Origin of the sequence: Brucepastera parasyntrophica, from assembly GCF_022376835.1 — a bacterium.
Taxonomy (GTDB): domain Bacteria; phylum Spirochaetota; class Spirochaetia; order Treponematales; family Treponemataceae; genus Brucepastera; species Brucepastera parasyntrophica.
Genome location: NZ_CP084606.1, coordinates 3,068,866 through 3,092,939, shown reverse-complemented (window position 1 = coordinate 3,092,939; position 24,074 = coordinate 3,068,866). Strand labels below are relative to the sequence as shown.

Below are 24,074 nucleotides of genomic sequence, written 5' to 3'. Positions count from 1 at the left end.
TCCTTACGGCGCTACCGTGAAAATTACTTCCCTGGAATAGGGAAGGCCGTTCTTGTACACAATGGCGAGCACAGAATGCTGACCATAAGAATAGTTCTGGGCATATACTCTTATCTCTCCCAGGGCAACATTTTCGTAGTAATTATACTGATCGGCGTCAACTATCCAGGAATATGAATCATACCCCGTAGCCTTCACGGTCAGAGACTGGTTCCGGGCCTGGGAAATACTTCTGTTGGTGTTTTTTTCCATGGTTGGGGGTTCGTCGGTCATGGCGGTAAAGGTAACCGTTATGCCGGCGCCGGTATCAATGTCCGAAACCGTAACTGTGCAGGCTGCCGTTTCGCCGCTTCCGTCGGCGGCCGTCGCGGTTATAACAGCGGTTCCGCCGGATACAGCGGTAACCAGCCCGTCTGCCACGCCGGCTACGCCTGTGTCGCTGCTGCTCCAGGTTACGGCCTTGTTGGTGGCATTAGCGGGGGTCGCCGCTACCGTTAACTGGATAGTCTCCGTCGGCAGCAGTTCCGCCGCCGAAACATTCATTTCCAGATGTGTTACCAACTGTGCCTGTCTTGTAATAACAACGGTATATTCCGTTCCGGCTGCTCCTGAGGCGGAAACAACCTGCAGTTTTGCCGTAGCCGGTACTCCAACGGTAAGGGCTATCTGGCGGCTGGGGGTATAAGCCACAGTTGAGGCCGCGTTTTTCGGGGTGCCCGTCATGGTCACGGTTTCCACCGAGTTGGCTACCGACAGGGTGTAACTTGTTGTTTTTTCCGAAAAAGCAGGGGCCAGTGTTCCCGCGCTCGCGGTAATGCCTGCCATAGCGGTGGGGGAAACGGTTGGGGTTCCCGAATCACTGGCACTCTTGCATCCTGCCGCCAAGAGCAGGGCAATGGCCATGCAGCAGACGATAATACGTTTTTCTCTCATTTGTTCCTCCTGTTTTGTTTGCCGGTTTTGTGCCGGCATAAAAGAAAGCAGACTGCCCCTGTATCAGGGCAGTTGAAGTGTGGGTTATGTGTTGTACCGGGTACGCCGCTGTGGGCAAATTTCCTTATTTGCGCAAGGCTGTCAAAGGTTGAGGAAAATAATCAGTCGTTTTCTCACATTCCTGGCTGCTTTAAGCAGTCATACCCCTAATAGATGAACCTGAGAATCAGTATAAAAGAATCAAATAATACAGTATGACAATACTGTAGCACGGAATTTCCGGAAAAAAGGTAGCACGTCTGGAAATTTCACAGGACCAAGTGTGTTTTACATTGTAAAATGTATAGCTTCCTGAAACCGCAAAAGGTAACAGGGTCCACTACCAAACGCTTGACTATAAGGATTTCAGAGAAGAAAACTCTTCTCCTGGGATATTTATTTTTACGGATATGCAGAATTCTTGTGCAAATCCGCACTGTTTTGTTTTCCCTGCCAATACATCATAAAAGCATATTTACCCCTCCATAGGGGTTTCTGAAAGGAGAATGTATGAGAAAAGCCAAAAATGCCGAGGCCTTTATTACCCCCGCTGTTCTGCTGTTTTTTGTGATCGGACTGTCCGTCAGCTGCAGTTCCACCCCGAAGGATAAATCCGAAGCAAAAGGAAAGCCTGCGTTTACCCCCGTATGGCTTGAAGCGCCGTCGGCAACCATTACCTTTCCGTCCGAGGATGGTATCCCCATAACCGCCGATCTGTATATGGCCTATCCTGATACGGCGCCGCTTATTCTGCTCTGCCACAGGGCTGCCTGGTCCCGGGGTGAATACCTTGAAATAGCTCCGGTCCTCACTGAGATGGGTTTTAACGCCATTGCCATCGACCAGCGATCGGGAAGAACAAAGAACAATGTAGATAATGCTACCAAAGCCGCCGCGGAAGAAGCAGGAAAACCGACCGCGTTTATTGATGCGCTGCCCGATATTCAGGCAGCGGTGGATTATGTGAAAGCCCATTACGCAAAGGGCAAATTCATCCTCTGGGGTTCTTCCTATTCCGCATCTCTGGTTCTGAGTATTGTAAAGAACAATCCCGGCAAAATCGACGCGTGCCTCGTATTCTCACCGGGAGAATACTTTTCCGGTCAGGGCAAAGCGGCCGGCTGGGTAGCCACAGAAGCGGCCGATGTAAATATCCCCATATTCTTCACATCGAATAATAATGAAAAAGCGGAAGTGTCGTCGCTTTACAGACGGGTCCCGTCAGCAATCAAGACCTATTACCTGCCCTCCGGCGAGAGCAGGCACGGTTCAGAGGCACTGTATGGGGCCAGCCCGGAAAGTCAGCAGACATGGAAGGCGGTCCGTCAGTTTCTGGAACCCTTTGCAGCGATGCGGTAAGCCCTGGGGGAAAGCCGGTATTTTTGCCGGAACAGCCGTTCGAAGTGGCTGACGTCGCCTATGCCGACCCTTTCAGTCACTTCAGCGACTGAAAGGTCCGTGTTGAGCAGCATGACCGCCGCGACACGGAGGCGGAGATCGATGAGATAGGCAATTGCCGTCATACCGGTCTCCGCCCTGAACCGTTTATTCAGGGTCGTACGGTTGGTCCCGAATTCCCCGGCAAGATCGTCAAGGGAAATTTTCGTATTGTAAAAACGCATAATAAAATCAAGTACCGGTTTGAATTCATGAGAAACCTGTACCGGTTCGGACAGCCAAAGGGTACTGTTATTTTTTTCGCTCTCTCCTGACAGGCCTGTCCCCTTCTCATGGAGCTGGACCACCAGAAACAGGAGTTCCGTCAGGTATGAACGGGACCGGCATGGCCACCACCCGGTTTCCTGTTCATCCAGTTCATGACGTATTGATTCCAGGAGGTCTCTGATTCTGACCGCAGAGTCAGGGCTGGTATGGTTGAGGAAAACAAGCTGGTCGCCGGTAAAAGCCCTGAGGAGCAGCCTGTTTTCTATGACCTCCGCAGGCGCATCCATCCCTTTTTCACGGATATTTTCCATATTGAGATTCTTGTGGAGTGCGGCGGGATGAAAATAAAGAACCCGGGCGCCAAGAGGAGCAGATTTTAACCGCTGGTTTTCATTAATACAGATGAGACAGGGTGCGACCCATGGCCGGGTCTCGCCGTCGATATCACAGGCGCCTGCTCCTTTTTCCATAAAAATAACCCGGAAGCGCTGATCAAGCTTTTCCTCCGGAATATAGCTGTCTTCATATATCATAACCCTGAGAGGTTCTATCCGGGGAATATCTGAATTTTTCGCCTCTGTACTGAACCGGAGCATATCCATAATAATTTACTATAGCATGCCTTTATACCGCTTGTAAAATGCCGTCTTGCACCGCCGATTTACAATTCGGAAAAGATTATGCGAGAACGCCGCCGCCCCGTTCCATTGCGGAAAGTCCGGTCCTGACAAGTTCACGGATCCCGAATGGTTCCAGGAGGCGGATGAGACTGGCGATTTTATCTTCGCTTCCCGTAGCTTCAATTACCACTGAATCAACTGAAACGTCCACAATTCTGGCACGGAAAATATTGGCGGTTTCAATAACACCGACGCGGGCCACGCCTTCGGCGCTCACTTTTATAAGAGCAAGTTCACGGAAAACAGTAGACTGCGGGTCGCAGTGTTTGATTGAAATTACTTCAACCAGTTTTGCCAGCTGTTTTTCAATCTGTTCAAGAATATATTCGTCACCCCGGACTACAATGGTCATGCGCGATAAATCGGGATTTTCGGTAACACCCACCGTGAGGCTGTCAATATTATACCCGCGGCGGCTGAACAGTCCGGAAACCCGGCTTAAAACACCTGAATGGTTTTCAACCAAAACCGAAATGACGTAACGTTTCATATATTCTCCTTCCGGGAAGCCAATACAGTTATCCGGATAACCGGCAGTTCCCTTCATTTTATCAGATTGTAACAAATATACCGGACTGTTATTTTATATCGGGTATATATAAGTATTTTATCAGTAAGAGGTGGCACTGGCAAGTAAGTTTTAACTCATTTGAATGCCCAGGGAATCGAGACAATGCTGCATATGTTCAGGCAAGGGAACGGTAAAGCGTCTCAGAGTATTATTGACCGGAAGTGTCAGGGTACATGCCGCGAGCTGGAGCTTCCTGATATTATGTGATGAACGGAATTCCCTGTTTTTGCGGAAATCGCCGTATTTATCATCAGCTATTATGGGGCATCCGATTGAGGCAAGATGGATGCGGATCTGGTGCATGCGCCCGGTCCCGAGCTGCAGGTAAAAGAGAGCCGCTTCACTTCCTGCAGCATCAATATGATAGAAGGTCCTGGATGGTTTTTCGCTGCCGGAGCGTCCGGCCGGAAGAGTTATGGTTCCTTTTTTTTCAATGGAATCATTGTAAAAACAAACAGCGGCATATTCTTTTTTTATGCTGCCGTCTGTTATATACTGTGAGTAACGGCCGGCAGCATCGCGGTTTAAAGCAAGGACCAGGATTCCGGCCGTGTCCCGGTCAAGGCGGTGTACAGGATATATTTTTGTTCCCGCCTGCCGTTCGAGAATATCGGTCAGGCTGATTTTAATGCCTTCGCCGCCCTGAACGGGAATTCCGGCGGGTTTATTTACAAGCAGAATATCAGTATCTTTATAGATAACAGGGATGTCCTTCATGGAGACTAGTATAATGAAAAACCGAAAAAAACTGCACTGGTTTTTGAATTTTTTTGAAAACAGTTATTTGAAAAAGGTTTCTGTATATATTTTTATTTTTTCCTTTGCCGGCCTGATCCAGGCGGAACAGCTTTTTTCGCCGGAATGGGGATACGCTCTGGACATGCCGGAAGGGTATGTCCTGGCGGATAAAAGAGACACTACACGGTATCTTTTTGTCCACAATCTGGTTCCGGCCAACCTCCAGATAGCGGTTTATCCCTCCACCCAATTCAAAAAGGCTTCCGAGGCCCTCGGCTTTGCGGCGGAACAGATCAGCAGGGAAACAAAAATAGCGGACTTTGAATGGCGCTTCCGTTCCGCCGCAATAACCCAGATACACAGTGAACAGATTGCCGGATGGGGTATCGCGCTTGAACTTGAAACAAAGGGAAACTGGCTGGTCATGCTGTGCTATGCCAATGCGGAAAAGGCCGCCGGACTCGAAGATTTTCTGGTTTCCACTCTTGATTCCGTGTATACCGATACAGGTTCGTGGTTTGAACCGGGTCCCATGACAGCCTTTGCATGGGGAAATGAGGCTGAAAAAATTGTTCTGTACCGGGACTCGGAACGGAATCTGGCAGTTCCGTTTAATTCCATCGATTCCGAAGCAAATCAGTATATTGTGGACAGGGAATTCCGGATTCTTACGGGATATATGAATTCTCCCTACGTGATAGAAGCATGGAAACGCTACTACCGCAGTATCTACCGGGACGCCTGGAAACGGCTTGACAGGGCCTCTTTTATACTATCAAACAATCTGTCTGCTGAAAGCGACAGACTTACCGCCGAACTGCTTGCCTGGACGCAGGATTTTACGTATGAACGTGATTTTTCAGGAAGCGATTTTCTGAATCTGCCGGACGCCTTTGCGGAAAAACGGGGAGACTGTGACAGCAGATCGCTTCTTCTTGTGCTTTTGCTGAATCAGATGGGTGTCGATGCGATCCTGCTTGTTTCTCCGGAATACAGCCATGCGCTGGCCGCTGTAGACTGTCCCGGAGAAGGGGCCCGCTTTACCGAAGGTGAAAAAAGCTATCTGATAGCCGATACCACCGCGAAGGTCGGACCCGGTCTGATTGCGGAAGATATGGCCGATCCGTCCAAATGGTTCGCCGTCACTTTTCCTGCCTTCGGATACTGATAATTCGCAAAAAACCGTATCTCTGTAAGAATTTCCGGACAGGGAGATAAAAAAATCCCGGATCAAGTCCGGGATTCTAAACTATAAATGAAATATAAACAGAACCGGCGCTATTCTATCAGCAGATTATACGCGTCGAGCGGGGTTTGGGCATTAAGGAGACTGTCCCTCAGGTCAGAATTTTTCAGTTTCTTGCTGAAATAGGAAAGAGTCTGAAGATAATATGAATGCTGGTTATAGGCCGCCGCGATCATAAATATAAGCCTGACAGGCACATCATCTATTGTCTGAAAATCAATTATGTCATTCCGGCAGATCCCGACAGCCATAACCAGATCAGTTACCGAAGAAAGCCGGACATGGGGAATCGCAATACCGCGGCCGATTGCCGTTGACATTAATTCTTCCCGCTTAAGTATTTCAGCGGTCAGTTCGTGCCGGTTCTTTATCTGGGGCGCTGTTCCCAGTGTTTCGGAAAGTGAGACAAGCGCATCATGCCGCGTGGAATGGTTCAGCATGACTATACGGTCAGGAGAAAGAATATTCTGCACATGGATTAAAATGGTTTCCGGCGCGGTTTTTGTTGAACCGGACAGCCGTTCATTAACCCATTTTTCAATATCATCTTTTTTAAAACGCCAGACGGTCCCTATCTTGCCTGAAGGAATTTCACCTTTTTGGGCCCAATCATACACAGTCCGTTCGGAAACACGAAGATATTTCGCAACTTCTTCTATTGTAAGTATATCATCTGCCAAAACTATGACTCCTGTTCTTTTATTCGAGGCGAGGGTTTAATACCCCAGACCGAAGGTCTGCCCTGCTCTGCGACGGTTTTATAACAACCTATAAAAACGTTAGTTTTTGTAGGTTCCATGGTATTAAACCCGAGACCAATTCCTCGGGAGAGAAAAATACTCCGCTGCGGAGCGGCGGGGTATTTTATTTACAATATTTTGCATCAAACCGCAATATATGTCAAGTATTATCAAACAAGGAAAGAGAGAAACTGCCTTATTTTTTTGCTTCGGCTCTTTTACCGGGGCCCGGCCAGTTCATGAAGCGCGTCATAGGGATACAATTCACCGATTGTCGAGTACGTTATTGCGTTCTCCGCCGGGCCAAAAATAACAGGCGTTTCAGGCGGCATAAATTCTGAGAGAGCCTGCCTGCACACTCCGCAGGGACTTACCGGATAATCGGAATCGGGCGTTGCAACGGCAATTGCCCGGAAAGAACGGAAACCGGCGGAAACTGCCGCAAAAAGGGCACTCCGTTCGGCGCAGTTTGTGACACCGAAAGAGCGGTTTTCAACATTCACCCCGGTAATTATATCGCCATTTTCCAAAAGCAGCGCGGCCCCGACACGGAACCGGGAATACGGGGCATAAGCCAGTGAGGCGGCCCTGAGCGCTTCATTAAAGAGCTTCTCATAATCTATTGCATTTTTCATACTCATATTATACCATTATATGCTATGAGCTTCAAAGGAAAATTGAAATACATAATAATCGGTTCCATTGTTTTTCTTTTGCTGTATTTATTTGTTGCGCCGGTTCCTATGAATTATGACATCTTTTTTGAGCCGGTTTGGTCCCGGGACATAACCAGAGCAGACGCATCCGCTGCCGGAGAAAATATAGCGGAAAGCACGGCCGAAAACATCGAAGCTTTTATTCTGGGAAACAGGTTCGGCTATTTTACACCGGAAGGCGATATCATATATTCCGGACAAACAGAAAACAGAATAGCGGCATCGAAAAATTCCTGGGCTGTATATCCCCAGAATGCATCCGGAACCGTTATTTATAATTCCGACGGGTCCCCGAAAATGACTATAGAGCCTGCAGGGTATGTTCATATTGATTATGACCGGACCTACCTCTTTCTTCCCGGCGGGAGCGGCGTTTCACAGTATTCGGAAACAGGGGATGTTATATGGACGCGTGAACATGCTGCGCCCATAACGGCCTTTAATTCTTCGCCCGAGGGAACAATAATCGGATATGCGGACGGAAAACTTTCTTCATTCAGAGCAGATGGGTCCGAGATTTTTTCATTTTATCCCGGCGGCAGCGATTATCAGGTCATTCTTGGCGCCGCAATTTCCGAAGACGGAACCCTGGCGGCCTGCGTTTCAGGAATAGACAGGCAGCGCTTTCTTTTGATAAAAATTACCGGAAGACAGTATAAAATCATTTTTCACGCCTATCTGGACGGAAATCTGCGCCGGCAGACTTTTGTCGATTTTGAACAAAACGGCCGGTTTGTTTTCTTTGAATATGAAAACGGGATAGGGATTGTTGACTGTAAACAGAATTCATTAAGTAAAATACCGATGAGCGGACAGCTGATTGCGGCGGGGGAATTTCCGGGAGACAATGTGTTTGTGATTCTGGTAAAGGAAGGCGAAACCTTCAAGCTCTCCGCGGTAGAACGGTCAAACCATCTGGTTGCCTCCGCCCGTTTTTCAGCCAGAAATGCCTTTCTGATCCAGCATGAAAAAATAATATATCTCGGAACCGATGACAGGATATCACGGATAAACATTAAGGGAAGTCAATGAGAAAAAAAACGGCGTTTTTTTAACCTTTCTGGCAGCAGGACTTGTGCTGCTGTATGCCCTGGAGTGGCCGGTATTAACCCCCTATCCTTCACGTTTATTCGGGCAGCGGTCAAGTGATGTCATGGAACGCGGTGTTATACTGGAAAATGTTGATAATGTGAGGGCCGCCGGACACGGTACTGTGCTTATCACACTTACCCCGAACGCAAATATGTCAGGCTTTCCGGGAACACTGGGAAATACGGTGATCCTTGCGCATGATGACGGTATTATGACCATTTACGGAAACCTCGACTCGGTAGATCTTGTTGATGAACGAATACAGATTGAGTCAGGCTCAATTCTTGCTTCAGCCGGCACAAGCGGCTGGGGAAACCGGTCAAGCTGTATTTTTCAGGTTGTTGACCAGATCCAGAAAACAGTGCTGAATCCGCTGCTCCTTCTCCCTGCGCTGCAGGATACCAGACCGCCGAGTCTGAGAAATATAATCGCGGTGTCCGACAGAAATCAGGTTTTTCCGCTCGGAACAGTAAAATCCCTGCGCCAGGGAAAATACCGGATTTACGGGGATATCTCGGATACAATAAACAATAATACGAATGAACTGAGTGTTTTCAGAATCACTGTTCTTGTAAACGGAAGCGAATATTCTGTGCTGGCTTTTGAAACGATGAAAGAAAATGAGGGCAGACTGTATCTCTCTTCTCCCGAATTTACAGGCGAAACGCTCTATACCGATCCGGCGCGGACATTTTTAGGTGAAATAAACCTGATACGGGGCAAGGCTGATATTTCCGTAATTGCCCGCGATATGGCAGGTAACGAGCGGAGTGTTCTTTTCGGCCTGCAGATTGAGTAATCTCTTTATTCTATTCTCCGTATAAGTGTTCCAGCTGATGAAGGAGTTCAAGAGTCCGCTCCTTGCAGCCTCCGCAGGCCGTTCCGATCTTTGTGCGGGCCTGCAAATCTTCCCAGGTACGGTCTCCGGCCTTATAGGCGTCCTCAATATCCCTGTCTGTAACATTAAGACAGTTGCAGATTACCTCTACATTTTCCTTTCCCTTTAAGGAAGGAAGGTCGTTCTTTTCAAGATAATCATCTATAGCCGCCCGAAGAGCCTTATCACCAAGAACAGAGCAATGGATTTTATTTGACGGCAACCCGCCGAGTTTTGCGACTATATCCTCGGGTTTCAGGACATAGGCGTCTTCCAGGCTCATGCCCTTAATTGCTTCGGAAAGGATGGAAGTCGAAGCTATTGCGCTGGCACAGCCGTATGTTTTCCAGCGCGTATCTGTTATTATGCCGTCCTTTATACGCAGCAGAATGAGCATCTGATCGCCGCATTTTATATTTCCGACAATCCCCCGCCCGTCACTTGGCCAGGAAGCTTCATCTTCTTCCAGCACATTTCTGGGGTGCATAAAATGGTCTTTTACCGTATCCGAATACAACCAGTCGCTCATTTTTTACTCCCCTTGGATGAAACAGTTGAAAAGCCCCGCAGTTTTTTAATAACAGGAGGAACTTCTTTCAGAACATAGTCAATGTCTTCGTCTGTGGTATACTTGCCCAGACTGAAACGGATTGAACCGTGCGCAAGTTCCGGGCCGACGCCGGTCGCCATTAAAACATGGGAAGGTTCAAGGCTCCCTGAAGCACAGGCGGAACCGGTCGAAACGGAAATTCCCAGCATATCAAGCATCAGAAGAATAGCCTCCCCTTCCGCGCCGGGAAATGAAACGTCAAGCGTATTCGGCAGGACAAAATCAGGATGCCCGTTTATTCGTATATCGGGAATATGCGCGAGAAAACCGTCGCGCAGTTTGTTTCTGAGAGCCCGGGTATGATTTTCATATTCAGGAAGCTGGGTCCTGGCCAGGCGCGCCGCCTCGCCAAAGGCAATAATAGCCGGAGAGTTATAGGTGCCGGCCCGCAGTCCGTTTTCCTGATGGCCGCCCTTTATAAAAGCCTCAACAGGCGAATTTTCCTTTATGTATAAAGCCCCGATACCTTTCGGCCCGTAAATCTTATGAGCGGACAGGGTAAGATAATCAACGTCAAGAAGATCGACATCCACGGGAATTTTTCCGGCCGCCTGAACAGCATCCGTATGAAAAAGAGCGCCCGCTTCGTGGGCCATCTTTGCGAGAACAGGAATATTCTGGATAGTCCCTATCTCATTATTTGCCATCATAATGGAAACAAACAGGACCTTATCAGCAATGGAACCGCTTTTTTCCCCCTGAGCAAGAAGGTCGCGGTAAAAATCAATATCCACTATGCCGTAGGAATCAACAGGAAGATAATGGACCTGAAACCCCAGTTTTTCGAGACGTTTTGCCGATTCCATTACGCAGGGATGCTCAATGGAAGATGTTATGACCGTTTTCCTCCCTCCGTAGGCCTTCTGGAGACGCGAGGTCCGGGTTATCGCATCGGTGGTCATAATATTGAAAACCGTATTATTGGACTCGGAACCGCCGGATGTAAAGATGATTTCATCAGGTTTTGCGTTTATCAGCGAAGCTACATAGCCGCGGGCCCTTGCTATCTTTTTTGCCTCATTCCGGCCGTCTTCATGCATGCTTGACCCGTTTGCATAGGAATCCAGTTCCTGTACAAGAACATCCTTCACCCTGGGGTCAATCGGAGTCGTGGCGTTATAATCAAGATATATTCTTTTCATACTGTTTTTTTGTTCCTTTCCGAATTTCCTATTACAGTTATACACTTTTACGTTACGTTTCTGATAAAAAGAATTGGCTGATTTTTTTATCAGAAACACGTACAATCGGAAACAGTCAAATAATTTAAATTATTTGACTATAATATACAGAAAAACAGAGGACAAGTCCACAGTTCCGCACGGGACCGGTTTACAATGGGGGCGTTCCGCTTTCATATTACCGGCGGCTGCGGACTGTTTTCTGGTTCAGGACTTACACATAACAATGTGTAAACTTTATTCGTGACGAGGGTTAATACCCCGGTGCGCCGCGGGGGTATTTTTTTTACACACAGGTATGTGTAAAGTTAAATTTCTTACACATACCTGTGTGTAAAATATAAATCACAGACAGCAGTCATGACCGCGGTTTTTCAGCGTCAGAAAATATTGCGCTCCGGACCGGAAACCTTTATTTTTCCAGTACTTTCAGCACCGCACCGTCGAGTTCCGTTTCCGTAAACGCGCCTATTTTAACCGCCTGAATTACACCATTCCTGTCAATGATAAATGATTGGGGAATGGCGTTGACCTGGTACAGCATTGAAATGGCGTAACCGGTATCAAGGACAGTGGTCATTGTGAGGTTTCTTCTTGAAAGAAAATCGGAAATAGTTTTTGCTGGTTCCGCGCAGTTCACGGCCAGCACCACGATTTCCGCGCCAAGCTCTTTTTCCAGTTTTGCAATGAGCGGAAGTTCCCTGATACAGGGAGGACACCATGTTGCCCAAAAGTGCAAAAACACCGGCTTGCCGCTGTAATCGGAAAGCTTTGCCTTTGTGCCGTCGAGAAAATAGAATTCAAAATCGGGGGCGGTATTCTGGACTTTTATTCCCACTGTCTGTCCGTACATGGCGCAGGCCATAAGAAAAAAGAACGCCGCAAAAAAAGGTTTTACCGTCCTATTCATTTTTTTTCTCCTTTTCCGGAAGTTTTTTCCGGCCGCATGAATTCAGCGCGTTTACGGGGCATCCCTTTACGCATTCGCCGCAGCGGATACATTCATGGTCATTGACCACCACAGTATCCATCTTGCAGTTATCAGTACACTTGCGGCAATGAATACATGTATCTTTATCTAAGGTAACACCAAATACCGCAAAAGAGTTAAAAAAAGAATATATTGCCCCGAGCGGACACAGGAAACGGCAGAACGGCCGGAAAATGAATACCGAAGCCGCGATAAGGGCGACAAGAATGGCGGACTTCCAGTAAAACAGGAACCCGATTATTTCCCTGAACGCCGTATTCAGAAGAACCAGCGGCCAGCCGGCTTCAAGGGTTCCGGCAGGACAGAGGAAGGCGCAAAAGGCAGGCAGACCTATTCCGTTGGTAAGGAATAATATGAAAGGAAGGGCTATTACCAGAATAAAAAGAACAGGGTATTTCAGAAGCGAAAGTTTTCTGGTCACGGTATTCTTTTTCAGCTTGGGAGAAGGAATTTTATATAACAGTTCCTGTATCAGGCCGAACGGACATAAAAAGGCGCAGACAGCCCTGCCGATCAGGACGCCTATGAGCAAAAGAAAGCCCGTAACAAAAAAGGGAAAGCGCCCTCCCCCGATCGAATTCTGCAAAGCGCCGAGCGGACAGGAAGCCACCGCGCCGGGGCAGGAATAGCAGTTGAGTCCGGGTACACAGATGTTTTTGAGTTTGCTCCGGGAAACCGTCCCTGTGACAAAACCCTTAACATCCGCGTTGTAAATCAGCATGGAAAAAAACTGAATGAGTTTCCGTTTATCCAATTCCGATACACTCCAGGCAAATCATCACGGCTTTCCGGAATATGAGAGGCAGATCGCCGAGCAGGATTCCCGCGAGAAGAAGGCCGCAGGCCGCAATGAAAACAGCGAGGCGGGTATACAAAATCTTTTTTCCAGCGAACCGGCTTTTCAGCATATATACAATTATAGACTGGAATTATAAAAAAAGAAACCGGCATATCCGGGTTTTTCCCGTACGCCGGTTTCTCTCTGTTTGCGCGGGCCTGCCAGAGTCCCTCGCGGAAAACGAATGGCAGGGACTTATTCAGTTACACGGATATAAATCCGTGTAACTGAAAGTCCTTCTTCATTCCGGATATTTTATTCATTAATCCAGGAACCGAATTCAATATTCGTACCCAGATATCCGACTACCGGCTTATTGTTCGTATCAAAGTCAAGACAGACATTCTGGAAGTTTGTATTTCCTCCCTGCGGCGGCGTAAGGGCCGGCACCGTCATGTATTCCCATCCTCCGGAAGTATATCCGGAAGCGTCAATACCTGCCGGAACATTGGCGGACGAAATACCGCTGTTGCTGTACGCGAGCTTTATCGAGTCGCGGCTTCCGGATTCGGAATTATTGTAATATCCGATATACGGTATGATATTTCCGCCGGTTTCAAGGACCTTGATCTGGGTCCAGTTTCCGATACTGAAGGCCGCGTCAACGGTCACCTTCTGCAAGTCGGTACTGTTATATGCGGGCAGGTACATGTACGCGAGATCGGAATCCGATGTGTCAAGCGCCGAGATATGGATACCGCCCAGGCTGTCAATCTTCATCGACACATAATTTCCCACATATGAAGGGAACGTTACCGATGAATCGGTCCAGGCGACAGCTGCCGTAGGCGTAGACCCGTCAACAGTACCTGTCGAATACCGGAGTTTGAGCCGTCCGTCATCCTCATCGAAATACACCATAACAACACGGTTATCCGATGTTACATCAAACGTGAAGTGCTTTGAAGCATTTGTTGCAGCTGTAAGCCGTCCGGTTGAATACGTTGTGGAATTACCCGTGTTCTCTGTAAGATTTGAGTATTGGGCATATGTACTACCATTTGTCGCCCGAACAGTACCGTTATAGAGCTGATTGTTCCTTCCGCTGCCGCTTACCCCGATCTGCAGATTACGGAAAATCAGTTCACGGTTTGTTGTGTTGTCATCATAATACAGTATGAATACTTTCGCGTGGTCTGTTGCCGAATTACCCCTGGCAATTACCTTGGGATACTGGTACCGACCGAGCATCAGTCCGTTGCCGTAATTCATCGATTCAAGTGTTATGGCATTATTAACGGTACTATAAGACCAGTTTCCGGCATAATTAGAGTATCCGGTCCCTGAACCCCAGCCCATACCCTGTGAATACAGTTCTGCGTACCGGTCATATATCAGCGACATGCTGGCACCGGCACGGTTATATGTGGTTATATGAATAAATCGGCCCGACTCATCCATTGCCATTCCCATCTGGTCCCAGATGGATGCTTTTATCAGGTACTCCTTATAGACTGTCGCCCCGGTTGATCCGTTGAATTCTGCACGTTGCGGCATAGCATGACTTCCATAGTAATCTCCCGCTCCGCCATTATCAATATTTCCCTGGATACCGGTATTATTTTCCGGGCCGCCAGTCAGGTCCACATACCCGAATACCGGATTGTCGCCGTTCATAACCATGACCGGATAATACCCGTTCTTGATGCCCGTAGTCTGCATGTTGAAGAACCGCAGATACCGGTCGTCATCCAGCAGGGTATTTTTGGTAAGATACTGGTCAGGTTCCCTGTTCGGCATCTCGGCCGGACTTGATCCGGTATAGCTGCCGACAGCGTCATTGTCATTTATGTTGTTCACAGAACGCACTCCATTTGTGAACACTTCAAGGTAACCGGACTTCGTACTGTTATTGGACAGCGTAAATGATGTATACGGACTTGCCGCTCCGCTGTATGCGAGAGCAACGCCTGAGCCAGCCGTGGCCGTACCGAGCGAAGCCGTGTCAACAATACGCACCGCGTTCGGGTTCAGGTTAAAACCGTTTACCGTAATAAAGGATGCGTCGGTTCCCTGGATAATGGAATATTTGCCGGATGCGCCACGGATATTATTTGACTTCAGTCCTCCGCTGGTCCGGTTCGGCGTCGCAATTTCCGTAATATACGGCACTACGTCAACCATATAAGCAGGATCATTATTGAGCTTGTAGGATGCGTCAAGACTCTGAGTCTCGGCTGACGCGTTGGGCGTCGGAGTTCTCTTGTCTTCGGCAATGACCCGTATGTTCCGGTTCAGGGCCGCAACGCCTGTGACTTTTGAACTGTCCCAGTCAAGCCGCCACTCTACCCGGTGTCCGTCATGGGTCAAATCATTGTTTGTCACGGTAAAGCTCCATCCGTTTGCCGACCACTGGTCGGTTCCGGTCCAGGTGCTGGTTCCCGCATCATAGGACGCGACCTTATAGTATGTTCCCTGGGCCGCGGTTTCCGCAGTCCCGTTGAACAGGAAGCTTGCTTTGCTGCCGGACGCTCCCGTGAACGTAAATCCGTCTATCATTACCCACAGGCCGGAAAGCCGCTGATCATCATAGGCCGAACCGCGTACGCTTATCTTTCCCGATACCGCAGGATTAAGCCCAGCCGCCGCGGGCAGTTCTATGTGTCCGTTGTCCTTCGAGTTATTGTACAGGGAGTTGTCCGTACTGCTGTTCCAGTAGAATCCGTCAATTACCGCTACAGGAGGCACCGAGTCATTAACATCCACGAGTACCGGCACATTCAACAGCGCCCACTGGCTGTCCGTACCAGGCGTAGTCTCATCCGTACTGTCCCATACCGAGAAGGTAAACAGCTTCAGGATATCATCCATGGCATCCATCGTACTCGCACTTATGACCACCGCATTCAGGTATGTCGCGTCTCCGCCCACCATCAGCGGGGTAAAGCTCTGCAGCGATGCCTCAGTTCCCGTCACCGGACTCGACGGATACGTCGTCCCGTTCCAGGCAGCCGCAGCCGCGCCGTTATACGTCCAGAAGTATTTCAGCGTCCCGTTCCCGCCCACTATGTCCATGGTCACCGCCATATCACTCTTGATATAGTACGGATTCGCGGAACTGTACGCGATATTAAGTATGGCTACCGCCTCATCCTCAGTCACCGCGTTGTAACTCTTCATCTCGGATGCCTCAAACGTCCCGTTTCCATTCAGATCAGTTCCCACATTGACCTTCGCGAGCCGCGGCCGGTTATTCAGCACACTCGTCGCCACCGAATACACACTGTGGTTCCCCGCCTCATCATAGGCGACCACATAAATCGTTATCGGCCCGTCAGGGATGTTCTTCGAATTAATTGACGCGTCCCAGCTGTATTCTGTCCCGATCTTCACAATTGACTCAGGCATACCATCGCCGTCGTCAATCGTCGGTGTCCACACGCCGTTAACCCAGGTCCCGGTCTCAAGCTGGAAGTTATCAACCACCTGCGCGTACGCAAAGGACGCGTCCGTATAGCTGGTGCTGACACTCGGGGTAAACTTGACCGTCGTTCCCGTTATCTCAGAGATCCTCCGGTCAACACCGCCGATCCTCACGAGTCCGCCGACCCTGATGCTCGCGTTGCCCAAGACGCCCGAAGCGTCAAGGGAGTCCTCGGTCGGACGTGTTACCGTCATCTTGAGGCGCCACAGGCCGTCCACAAACTCGACATCAGAGGACATTATGTCTATCCGGTTATGCGTATTCGTCTTGTCCAGCATCGGATCATACAGCCGGTTCCCCGCGCGTTCGAAGTAGAACGCGAGGCGCTTGAATCCGCTGCCGTCCTCAGTGACCTTGGACCCGATGGTATACGCGTTATTACTCTGTATCACCGGATTCGTGGTATTGTTTATCTCACTTCCGTCAGATGAACCGCTCTTCAGGGACACCATGGTCGGCGCCTTGTTATCATACTGGAGCGTTATCACCTGCGAAGCGGTCTGGGTCGGCGTACTGCCGTCACGCACGTTAATCGTAAACGTAATCGTTCCCGTCTGTCCGTCAACTCCGCTGACCGGTACCTTCATGTCATAGTTATAGTATGTCTCTATAACCGCCCCGCGTGTCGTAAACCATGAGGCGTTATTATTGCTTCCCGGACTATCCACATCAAGGACCGCGTTCACATTTCCCGTTATATTGATCCGGGTGATGCCGCCGTCGTCTTCAATGCTTCCGACCAGGTACCAGGCGCCCCGCATCCACATGCCGGACACATAGTCCATTTCAGCCACTTCCGCTCCAGTGCCGTCTGCATTTTCATACTGCACCAGACGCAGCGGAGAGGACGCGCCGATTCGCGGGATATCATTATCTATGTATACCGTGATGTAGTCGCTCCAGCTGCTGTAATTTCCGGCATTGTCCTTTGACCGTACACTGATGCGGATTTCACGCTGTTCGTCCGCGTCAGGGTCAAACTCGCCGGGGTTACCGCCAACCGATTCATTGATGACCATATTCCAGGACGTGGTGCCGCTGACCTGTTTCCCTTCACCGCTGTTATCCCAGCCAGTGAATATATTGCCGTCCTTGTCATAGATCCGCATCCAGACCGAGTCGACCGACACATTGTCAGTGGCGCTTCCGAAGATACGGATAGCCCCGCCGAGGACCGCCCCGTCTGTCGGGTAAGTCATCGTGACCGTCGGTTTGTCACCGTCAGGGTCTATGTTCAGATACAGCCGGTAGTTTTCGGCATTGCCTACAGCGTCAGTCGCGCGTATCCACAGCGGTACGCGGTAAATACCGCTGCCGCTGGCCGTTTCCGTTCCATATGTACTGTTGCCATATATTGTGATGGCTCCGTTTACCCCACCGTTCTGGAAACTTATGTTCCACGAGACACTTGAGCCGTCCACACTCTTCCAGGCCTGATCCAGGTCCGTCGGAGGCGTGCTGTCATCAGCGCCCTTACCGATCTTCCATTGGACTGTCGAAACTCCTGAACTGTTATTCCCGTCATCCGCCGTTCCGCGGACAATGATGTCCCCGGTTACCTGCTGATTGTCAGCATGGGATACAAACAAGACTGTCGGCGCCGTATGGTCTATGACTATCTGCCGTGAAGCTGTCGCTTCAAGCTCGGAATTATCTGTTACAATAATCGTGACCGTCGGCCGGCCGGAAGACACCGCCGATATATCTATTTCGCTGGTTATGAATATTTCATACCCTTCAAACTTGCTCGCCTCCATCCATGAAAGGTCAGCCGCACGGTCCTGTTTGACCGCCGTATACTGGGTGCTGTCTATATCGATGACAATACTCTGGATGTCATTGGCGTCCTTGGCCATTGCCCACAGGGCAAACTTCGACTTTTCGCCGCCGAATACCATACCATTTGTCAGCTTGTTCCCGTCGGCAAGGTCCGTGCTATCCGTGAAATATCCGTCGCTGCTATCAATATCGATATATATATCCGGATGAATATCAGGTGTCCGTGTGTCGACCCTGAAGGTCACGGTTTCACTTACTTCCGTACCGCCCGAATAGATGATCTTCGGGCGCACAATCGTACCGCCCGTATTGCCGCTGGTAAATACACCGCCGGCAGCATCAGTTACCTTGAAGTCAAGGGTCTTAAGCCCGTCCTCTCCTGCATTGTAGCTGAACATGCCGTTTGAAAGCGTCAGTGCTGTCCACACCTTGTCTCCTGCGTTCCAGGCCTTGCCGTCAGTCGAGATAAAAAACTGTCCGGCCGGAATAGTCCCGTCATCATCAGTGACCGCTCCATACACAAGCGCAGTCATCTTCAGGGTTGAGCCGGGAGAATCTATATTTGTCAGCCGGATTTCAGGCCGGTCTGAATCCTGATCAATGTTCAAGGTCACTGTCGCACTGCCGGTATTTCCCGCGGTATCCGTTGCCGTTGCCCGCAGCTGTATCTGCACCCCGGCTGTTCCGCTATCAGTGTCATACTCGGAAGTATCATACGTTTCCGTGTCAAACGAGGGCACACGCCAGTTATAGCCGCCGGTCCCGCTGAACGTTGATATGGTTTCCCATGCCGCTCCCTTCCGTATTTCAAGCACGACCGCACTGAGACCATTGGCGTCTCCGGCCGTTCCGTTTATCGTTATCTCCTTGTTGACTGTTGATCCGTCAGAAGGCTGCAGGAACTCGATTGTGGGCGCCTCAGTGTCTACCAGACATACAAAGCTCCGGGTCGTTACCAGGCCCGCCACATCCTGTGCCTGAACATATATGAGCGCTTGTGTACCTGTTATAGTCGCAAGCCGGGCCTGCGGTATGGTCGCTTTCCACGTACTGCCGCTGTCAAACGCTGCGGCCGCATCAGGACTGGTAAAGTCATTGCTTCCTATCTTTATTTTCACGGATGATACACCGCTGCCTACATCAGTGACCGTAAATTCGGTCGCGAGGTCCAACTGCTTGTTTATCATAACATCGCCGCTGGGGACCGTAATCGACAGTTCAGGCGCCACCGTATCAACCTGTATTGTCCGTGTGGTATTCGCAACATTGCCCGCACGGTCGGTTGCCCGAATGATCACCGAGTTTGATCCGTTGCCGAGAGACATGGTTCCGCTCCACGAGGTGGTCCCGCTCAGCATATTCCAGTTTGTACCGTCTGTGCTGTACTCAACGGACGCAAGTCCGCTTCCGCCGTCACTCGCCGTTCCGGCAATAGGTACCGGGTTGACCATACTCCATCCGCTAAATGAGGTTGTTACCGCCAGTGTCGGCGCGGTACTGTCCACCATAACCGTGCGTGTGAGCGCTGTTGTTTTATTTGCCGCGTCAGTCGCCGTGAATACCAGCGTATAGATGCCGTCCGCGCGGTTGGTTCCGCTCACATTCGTCGCAAATGTATAGCTCCAGCTTCCGTCGCCGCCGACCGTTATGCCGGTCGCGCTTCCGCCGTTTATCGTTACCGTCAGAGGGTTCGTTCCGTGCAGCTGCCAGTCATCAGAAGCATTGCCTCCATATACTACCGTGTTTGCCGCAGCGGTCCCCGCCGAACGGTACTGAGTATCAGTCGTATCAATTACCGTTTCAGTCAGTACCGGATTCGCCGCATCATAATAGAATGTGACCGATACCTCTTTGTCATTTCCGACCTTGTCGGCTGCCCGTACGCTCAGCGTCCGGCTGCCCTTCGTCGCGCCCATTGTTATGTCAGCGCTCCACGATACACCGCTCAGCGTCAGTGCGGTCCATGTCGAACCGCCGTCTATACTGTATTCAAGCGTGTCTATTCCTACTCCGCCCGTGTCCCGTGCGGTTCCGCTTATCGTATAGGTTGTATTTGCCACCGATTCTCCGCTGACCGGAGCCGATATAGTTACATCAGGAGCCGTCGTATCTATGTGTACCGTTTCCGTAATACTTGTCGTCCGCCCGGACGTGTCTTCCGCCCGGATCGTGTATATGTATAACCCGTCAGCTTTCCCGCTGATGGCTCCGCTCCATTCACCGTTAGTCAGTGTGAGATCAGTGGATGTCGTATTTTCTGTAAGCGTCACCTTCTTCAGCCCACTCGTACTCGCGGCCGCTACCTTGATCGTATATGTCGATGTCAGATAATACACGCCGTCACTGTCAGGGTCCTGTTTCACATCACTGTAATAAAAACCAAGAGTTACTGTCGGAACCAGCGTATCAACCCCGAAATTAAGAGTATTTACTACTGTCTGGTTTCCCGCCTTATCTTCCGCACGGTAATAGAAGGTCTGCCAGGATCCTGTCCCGCCTCCATTACTCAGTCCGGTCAGTGTCGCAAACCAGGCTTCCCCACTCAGGGACGCTTCCGTCCAGCTGTTTCCGTCAAGCGAGTATTCAACTTTGGCGACACCGGTACCACCGCTGTTATCCTGTACCGTTCCCCGGATATCATGACTCGTGCTTGTCAGCCACTGCTCGTTTTTCAGATACGCTTCATCCACAGTCAGCGTCGTCGGGGCTGTGACATCAACCCAAACGCTCCGCGTTACCGTTGCTTCTCGGTTCGCAAGATCTGTCGCCACAATCCGGTATGAATACGTTCCCGATGAGGGACTTGTGTTTTCATAGCTCCAGTCTTTCTCGCCTGTAGGGGACGCCGTATAGTCTATCGTATTTACCGCGCTTTCAGTGCCCGAGTTCAGCTGTTCATATACAACCAGACTCTTCAGGCCATATGAATCGCTTGCTTTGCCGCCTAAGATAAAGCCGCCGTTCTTGTATCCCGTGCCGCTTCCTATCACCGTTTCAGTGACAACAGGCAGGGCGCTGTCTATATAGAACGGACGCACAACAGTCAGACTGTTCCCGGCCTTGTCCGCCGCTTCAATTTCTACATACGACTTGCCTTCGCCTGACGCAGTGTATGCTATTTCAAGCAGTCCCGTTATCTGGCTCAGGGTTGTCCAGGCTGGCTTCGGGTCAGTCCCGTCCTTATATACCCGGTACTTTACCGAGTCCAGTCCAGATCCCGCGTCGGAGACTGTTCCTGTTATTGTCGGTGTTAATGTCGTGAAAAATGCATCATCAGCACCCGGATTCGTTATGTTTATGACCGGATTGTCCGTATCCATGTATATGCTGAATTTCAGCTCGGCCGCGTTCCCGGCGGTATCTTCCGCCTGGAAGATATACGCCTGAGATCCGCTCCCCACAGGGTTCGGCGTATATGTGAATGTTTTTTCCATCTCGGTATCAGTGCCCAGCGTCAGCGTGATGTCACTGCCGTTCTTCGTCGCCCCAACACTCGCGACCCCATTCCCGTCAGTCACCTTCCCCGCTATCGTATAGCTCCCGTTCTGGTACACTATAGCTCCGGACGTTATGGCAGCCGCACTCCCGCCAGACGGTGTTATCGTCATGTCAGAGAACGCCGGCGCACCCTTGTCTATCAGAACCTTACACAGAACCCCTATGTCCCCATACAGTCCCGTGTCATCCGCGAGCCGGTAATATATCGTGTATATCCCTTCCTTCGTCGACGTCTCATTGTCAAGCGCCATCGATATCTTGAACAGCTTATACCCCTCCACATTCGTCGTCCCAGGTACATCTGCCGTCGCCCACGCACTGTCTCCCTCTACAGGAGCCGCCGCCCCATCCTTCTTGTAACACAGCTGCGCCGACTCAAGATCATTGTCTGAATACCCCTCTATCGTGACCCCGCTCTCCTGCAGTATCGCCCACATCACGCCACCGCGGTCCACCAGCGCGGGCTTCGTCACACTCCGCAACACAGGCGCCGTCGTATCCGTCTGGAACGAATACGTCACCGTCCGCTGCTTGTACATATTGTCATCTACCTGGAACCGGTAGTATACCTTCTCATCCTCAAGAGGCGCGCTCACCGTAAACGTATGACTGAATGTAAACGGATCATCTTCTCCCAACCCGGGGTTATTATAACTCTCCGTTACCTCTATCGTCCCGCCAAGCTCATTCCCGCTCACGTCCACCGCTATCGCGCTTATCTTGATCGTTTCACTGTCATAGTCACTCGCGCTCACGACAATATCAAACGTCCCGCTCCCATCAGGCTTTATCTTTCCATTCACCTTCCCGTTCGGCGTGCTGACATCCTCTACCTTCGGCGCTGATCCGTTTATTTCAAACGCAAACTCTCCATAGTGGTCATCCCGGTACGCATGACTCATTGCGTCCCGACGCGTCGTCGTATACCCGCTGCGGTCCACCGCGTCTACCCGCAGTATCCACCGCCCCTTTTGCGCGTTTATTTCATAATTGATTATTCTCGTCTGACCATTGCTCGTGATCTCATCAGCGGGTATCCGGTTCGTGTCCCCGCTCGGTACCTCATCAGGGTCAGGATCAGGATCAGTGCTCCGCCGCATCGTCACATACACCCGGTTTGTATCTATCGCAACTCCGTCTGGTCCAGGCTCTATCGTTACCGAGATATACTGGTTCGCTCCTATCTTGTTCGACGTATACCCAGTCGCAAAATTATTCCCCACATACTGCGTCCACTGCAATATGCTCACATTCGGGTTCTTGTTATATGGATCTATCGAAAACTTTCCGCTCGTACTGGTATCCACTTCAGACGAATGAAGTCCTATACCCGTCAGATCGTCCTCGCTTATCCCGGCTACCATCGTTTCACTTCCGTACACCAGCGACGCAAGCGCCTCAGATGATGGGAACTTCTCGCCGTCAGGCAATAACGCGAGAATACTGTCATAAATATATACCTGCTCCGTTTCATTTCCCGTGGTCACCGTTTCTCCAGGGCCACGGTACTCCTGCGCGTTGTCTACCGCCCGCAGCGTGTAATACAGTTCCCGCGCGCCCTCGCTGCCGGTCATCCCGGCCGCCAGCTGTCCGAATACGGACGTTGGGTCATCTTTGTCCCCCGGGATTATCAGTTTCCAGTCACTCGGGATATTCGTCTGGCTGTACCGCGCCACCTCACTCATGACGCCGCCAATGTCCTGGTAAAATACCACTTCCATTTCAGCGCACGAGTTTTCATCCCACAAGGTCCCCGAAAAGACCAGATCGTCACCATACGGGTCCGCTTTCACCGTCCCGGACGTTGATGGCCGCGAAATTACCACCAGGGGCGGCGTGTTGTCCAGATAATACGGCACCGTCACCGATGTCTTCCGGTTCGACGTGTCTACTGCAGTCGCCACCACCCGGTACTGCCCGTCCGCAAACGGCACACTCCCGTCAGCCGCGCGCGTATTCGGAATCTTCGCCGTCCACCGCCGCGCGCTGTCAGGATGCGCCGTTCCGCTCCACTGCTTTACTCCGCTGCTGTTCTGTAATACTATTTCTACGCGGTCTACCGCTGTTTCGTCCCACGCTTTCCCGGATACCACCAGGTCGCCGCGCGCGATACTGTTTATCGCAGGGTAATCTATCGTTAATTCAGGCGCACTCGTATCGACCGAATCACCCAGCCCTATTTCACACTGGACAAGGGCTAAACTCATGATTCCTATCACCGCCAGGATGATTCGTTTCCGCGCTGTTACTTTCTGCATACGACCCTTCCTTATTTATACCTTCATAAAGAATAAAAGAGTTATTTTCCAACAAAAATAGTTTTTTGATATATGCGTCTTATATTTCAAAAACACACACCTATCCATAATTAAATATAATTTCACATCTTGTGTAAGCCAAGTAAAAATTACCATTAACACTGTAAAACTGATTCAATCTGAATTTTACCGCATAAT

16 protein-coding genes are annotated in these 24,074 nt (G+C 50.2%); 4 read left to right on the top strand and 12 right to left on the bottom strand.

The annotated features are described in order from the left end of the window. Positions 1–3 precede the first annotated feature (3 nt). Positions 4–933, bottom strand: a complete 930-nt coding sequence (locus K7I13_RS14840) for an Ig-like domain-containing protein (RefSeq protein WP_255946875.1) — start codon at positions 931–933, stop codon at positions 4–6. A gap of 549 nt (positions 934–1,482) precedes the next feature. Here K7I13_RS14840 and K7I13_RS14835 point away from each other — a divergent pair. Next, the gene (locus tag K7I13_RS14835; RefSeq protein WP_255946874.1) at positions 1,483–2,331 is read left to right on the top strand and encodes an alpha/beta hydrolase; all 849 of its coding nucleotides are present in this window, start codon (positions 1,483–1,485) and stop codon (positions 2,329–2,331) included. On the opposite strand, the gene K7I13_RS14830 is transcribed toward K7I13_RS14835, so the two are convergent. From K7I13_RS14830 to K7I13_RS14820, 3 genes are all read right to left on the bottom strand, one after another. Further along, positions 2,298–3,239 (bottom strand): helix-turn-helix domain-containing protein, encoded by a 942-nt coding sequence (locus K7I13_RS14830; protein WP_255946873.1) that lies wholly within the window; start codon positions 3,237–3,239, stop codon positions 2,298–2,300. The genes K7I13_RS14835 and K7I13_RS14830 overlap by 34 nt on opposite strands. 76 nt (positions 3,240–3,315) lie before the next feature. Further along, positions 3,316–3,807: an acetolactate synthase small subunit gene (gene ilvN, locus K7I13_RS14825; RefSeq protein WP_255946872.1), complete on the bottom strand. Its 492-nt coding sequence runs from the start codon at positions 3,805–3,807 to the stop codon at positions 3,316–3,318. 150 nt (positions 3,808–3,957) lie between these two features. Continuing rightward, positions 3,958–4,605 (bottom strand): RluA family pseudouridine synthase, encoded by a 648-nt coding sequence (locus K7I13_RS14820; RefSeq protein WP_255946871.1) that lies wholly within the window; start codon positions 4,603–4,605, stop codon positions 3,958–3,960. A 13-nt stretch (positions 4,606–4,618) separates the two neighbouring features. Between K7I13_RS14820 and K7I13_RS14815 the strand changes: the two genes are divergently transcribed. Beyond that, positions 4,619–5,794, top strand: coding sequence for a hypothetical protein (locus tag K7I13_RS14815; protein WP_255946869.1), 1,176 nt, complete (start codon positions 4,619–4,621; stop codon positions 5,792–5,794). Positions 5,795–5,904: 110 nt separating this feature from the next. Here K7I13_RS14815 and K7I13_RS14810 read toward each other — a convergent pair whose 3' ends face one another. Continuing rightward, complete coding sequence (locus tag K7I13_RS14810) at positions 5,905–6,552, bottom strand: PTS sugar transporter subunit IIA (RefSeq protein WP_255946868.1); 648 nt, start codon at positions 6,550–6,552, stop codon at positions 5,905–5,907. A 278-nt stretch (positions 6,553–6,830) separates the two neighbouring features. Beyond that, positions 6,831–7,247, bottom strand: a complete 417-nt coding sequence (locus tag K7I13_RS14805; protein ID WP_255946867.1) for a cytidine deaminase — start codon at positions 7,245–7,247, stop codon at positions 6,831–6,833. Between the two features lie 42 nt (positions 7,248–7,289). Between K7I13_RS14805 and K7I13_RS14800 the strand changes: the two genes are divergently transcribed. Together K7I13_RS14800 and K7I13_RS14795 are read left to right on the top strand one after the other, a co-directional pair. Next, on the top strand, positions 7,290–8,360 hold the full coding sequence (locus K7I13_RS14800) for a TP_0783 family beta-propeller protein (protein WP_255946866.1): 1,071 nt from the start codon (positions 7,290–7,292) through the stop codon (positions 8,358–8,360). 43 nt (positions 8,361–8,403) lie between these two features. Continuing rightward, entirely contained in the window at positions 8,404–9,219 is an 816-nt protein-coding gene (locus tag K7I13_RS14795; RefSeq protein WP_255946865.1) for a M23 family metallopeptidase, read from the top strand. Between the two features lie 10 nt (positions 9,220–9,229). Here K7I13_RS14795 and K7I13_RS14790 read toward each other — a convergent pair whose 3' ends face one another. From K7I13_RS14790 to K7I13_RS14765, 6 genes are all read right to left on the bottom strand, one after another. Next, a complete protein-coding gene (locus tag K7I13_RS14790; protein ID WP_255946864.1) occupies positions 9,230–9,826 on the bottom strand; it encodes an iron-sulfur cluster assembly scaffold protein in 597 nt (198 codons plus the stop codon). Beyond that, positions 9,823–11,049, bottom strand: coding sequence for a cysteine desulfurase family protein (locus tag K7I13_RS14785; protein ID WP_255946863.1), 1,227 nt, complete (start codon positions 11,047–11,049; stop codon positions 9,823–9,825). The genes K7I13_RS14790 and K7I13_RS14785 overlap by 4 nt, the downstream gene beginning before the upstream one ends. A gap of 451 nt (positions 11,050–11,500) precedes the next feature. After that, positions 11,501–11,998, bottom strand: coding sequence for a TlpA family protein disulfide reductase (locus K7I13_RS14780; protein ID WP_255946862.1), 498 nt, complete (start codon positions 11,996–11,998; stop codon positions 11,501–11,503). Beyond that, positions 11,991–12,833 (bottom strand): 4Fe-4S binding protein, encoded by an 843-nt coding sequence (locus tag K7I13_RS14775; RefSeq protein ID WP_255946861.1) that lies wholly within the window; start codon positions 12,831–12,833, stop codon positions 11,991–11,993. Before K7I13_RS14775 ends, K7I13_RS14780 begins: the two co-directional genes overlap by 8 nt. Then, on the bottom strand, positions 12,826–12,987 hold the full coding sequence (locus tag K7I13_RS14770) for a CD1871A family CXXC motif-containing protein (protein ID WP_255946859.1): 162 nt from the start codon (positions 12,985–12,987) through the stop codon (positions 12,826–12,828). The genes K7I13_RS14775 and K7I13_RS14770 overlap by 8 nt, the downstream gene beginning before the upstream one ends. Positions 12,988–13,172: 185 nt before the next feature. After that, the gene (locus K7I13_RS14765) at positions 13,173–23,876 is read right to left on the bottom strand and encodes a beta strand repeat-containing protein (protein ID WP_255946858.1); all 10,704 of its coding nucleotides are present in this window, start codon (positions 23,874–23,876) and stop codon (positions 13,173–13,175) included. Between the last annotated feature and the right edge of the window lie 198 nt (positions 23,877–24,074).

What these genes read in the sequence shown, in the direction of transcription:
- K7I13_RS14840 (WP_255946875.1), bottom strand. Translation starts at nt 933, where the DNA reads ATGAGAGAAAAACGTATTATCGTCTGCTGCATGGCCATTGCCCTGCTC.
- K7I13_RS14835 (WP_255946874.1), top strand. Translation starts at nt 1,483, where the DNA reads ATGAGAAAAGCCAAAAATGCCGAGGCCTTTATTACCCCCGCTGTTCTG.
- K7I13_RS14830 (WP_255946873.1), bottom strand. Translation starts at nt 3,239, where the DNA reads ATGGATATGCTCCGGTTCAGTACAGAGGCGAAAAATTCAGATATTCCC.
- ilvN (WP_255946872.1), bottom strand. Translation starts at nt 3,807, where the DNA reads ATGAAACGTTACGTCATTTCGGTTTTGGTTGAAAACCATTCAGGTGTT.
- K7I13_RS14820 (WP_255946871.1), bottom strand. Translation starts at nt 4,605, where the DNA reads ATGAAGGACATCCCTGTTATCTATAAAGATACTGATATTCTGCTTGTA.
- K7I13_RS14815 (WP_255946869.1), top strand. Translation starts at nt 4,619, where the DNA reads ATGAAAAACCGAAAAAAACTGCACTGGTTTTTGAATTTTTTTGAAAAC.
- K7I13_RS14805 (WP_255946867.1), bottom strand. Translation starts at nt 7,247, where the DNA reads ATGAAAAATGCAATAGATTATGAGAAGCTCTTTAATGAAGCGCTCAGG.
- K7I13_RS14790 (WP_255946864.1), bottom strand. Translation starts at nt 9,826, where the DNA reads ATGAGCGACTGGTTGTATTCGGATACGGTAAAAGACCATTTTATGCAC.
- K7I13_RS14785 (WP_255946863.1), bottom strand. Translation starts at nt 11,049, where the DNA reads ATGAAAAGAATATATCTTGATTATAACGCCACGACTCCGATTGACCCC.
- K7I13_RS14780 (WP_255946862.1), bottom strand. Translation starts at nt 11,998, where the DNA reads ATGAATAGGACGGTAAAACCTTTTTTTGCGGCGTTCTTTTTTCTTATG.
- K7I13_RS14770 (WP_255946859.1), bottom strand. Translation starts at nt 12,987, where the DNA reads ATGCTGAAAAGCCGGTTCGCTGGAAAAAAGATTTTGTATACCCGCCTC.
- K7I13_RS14765 (WP_255946858.1), bottom strand. Translation starts at nt 23,876, where the DNA reads ATGCAGAAAGTAACAGCGCGGAAACGAATCATCCTGGCGGTGATAGGA.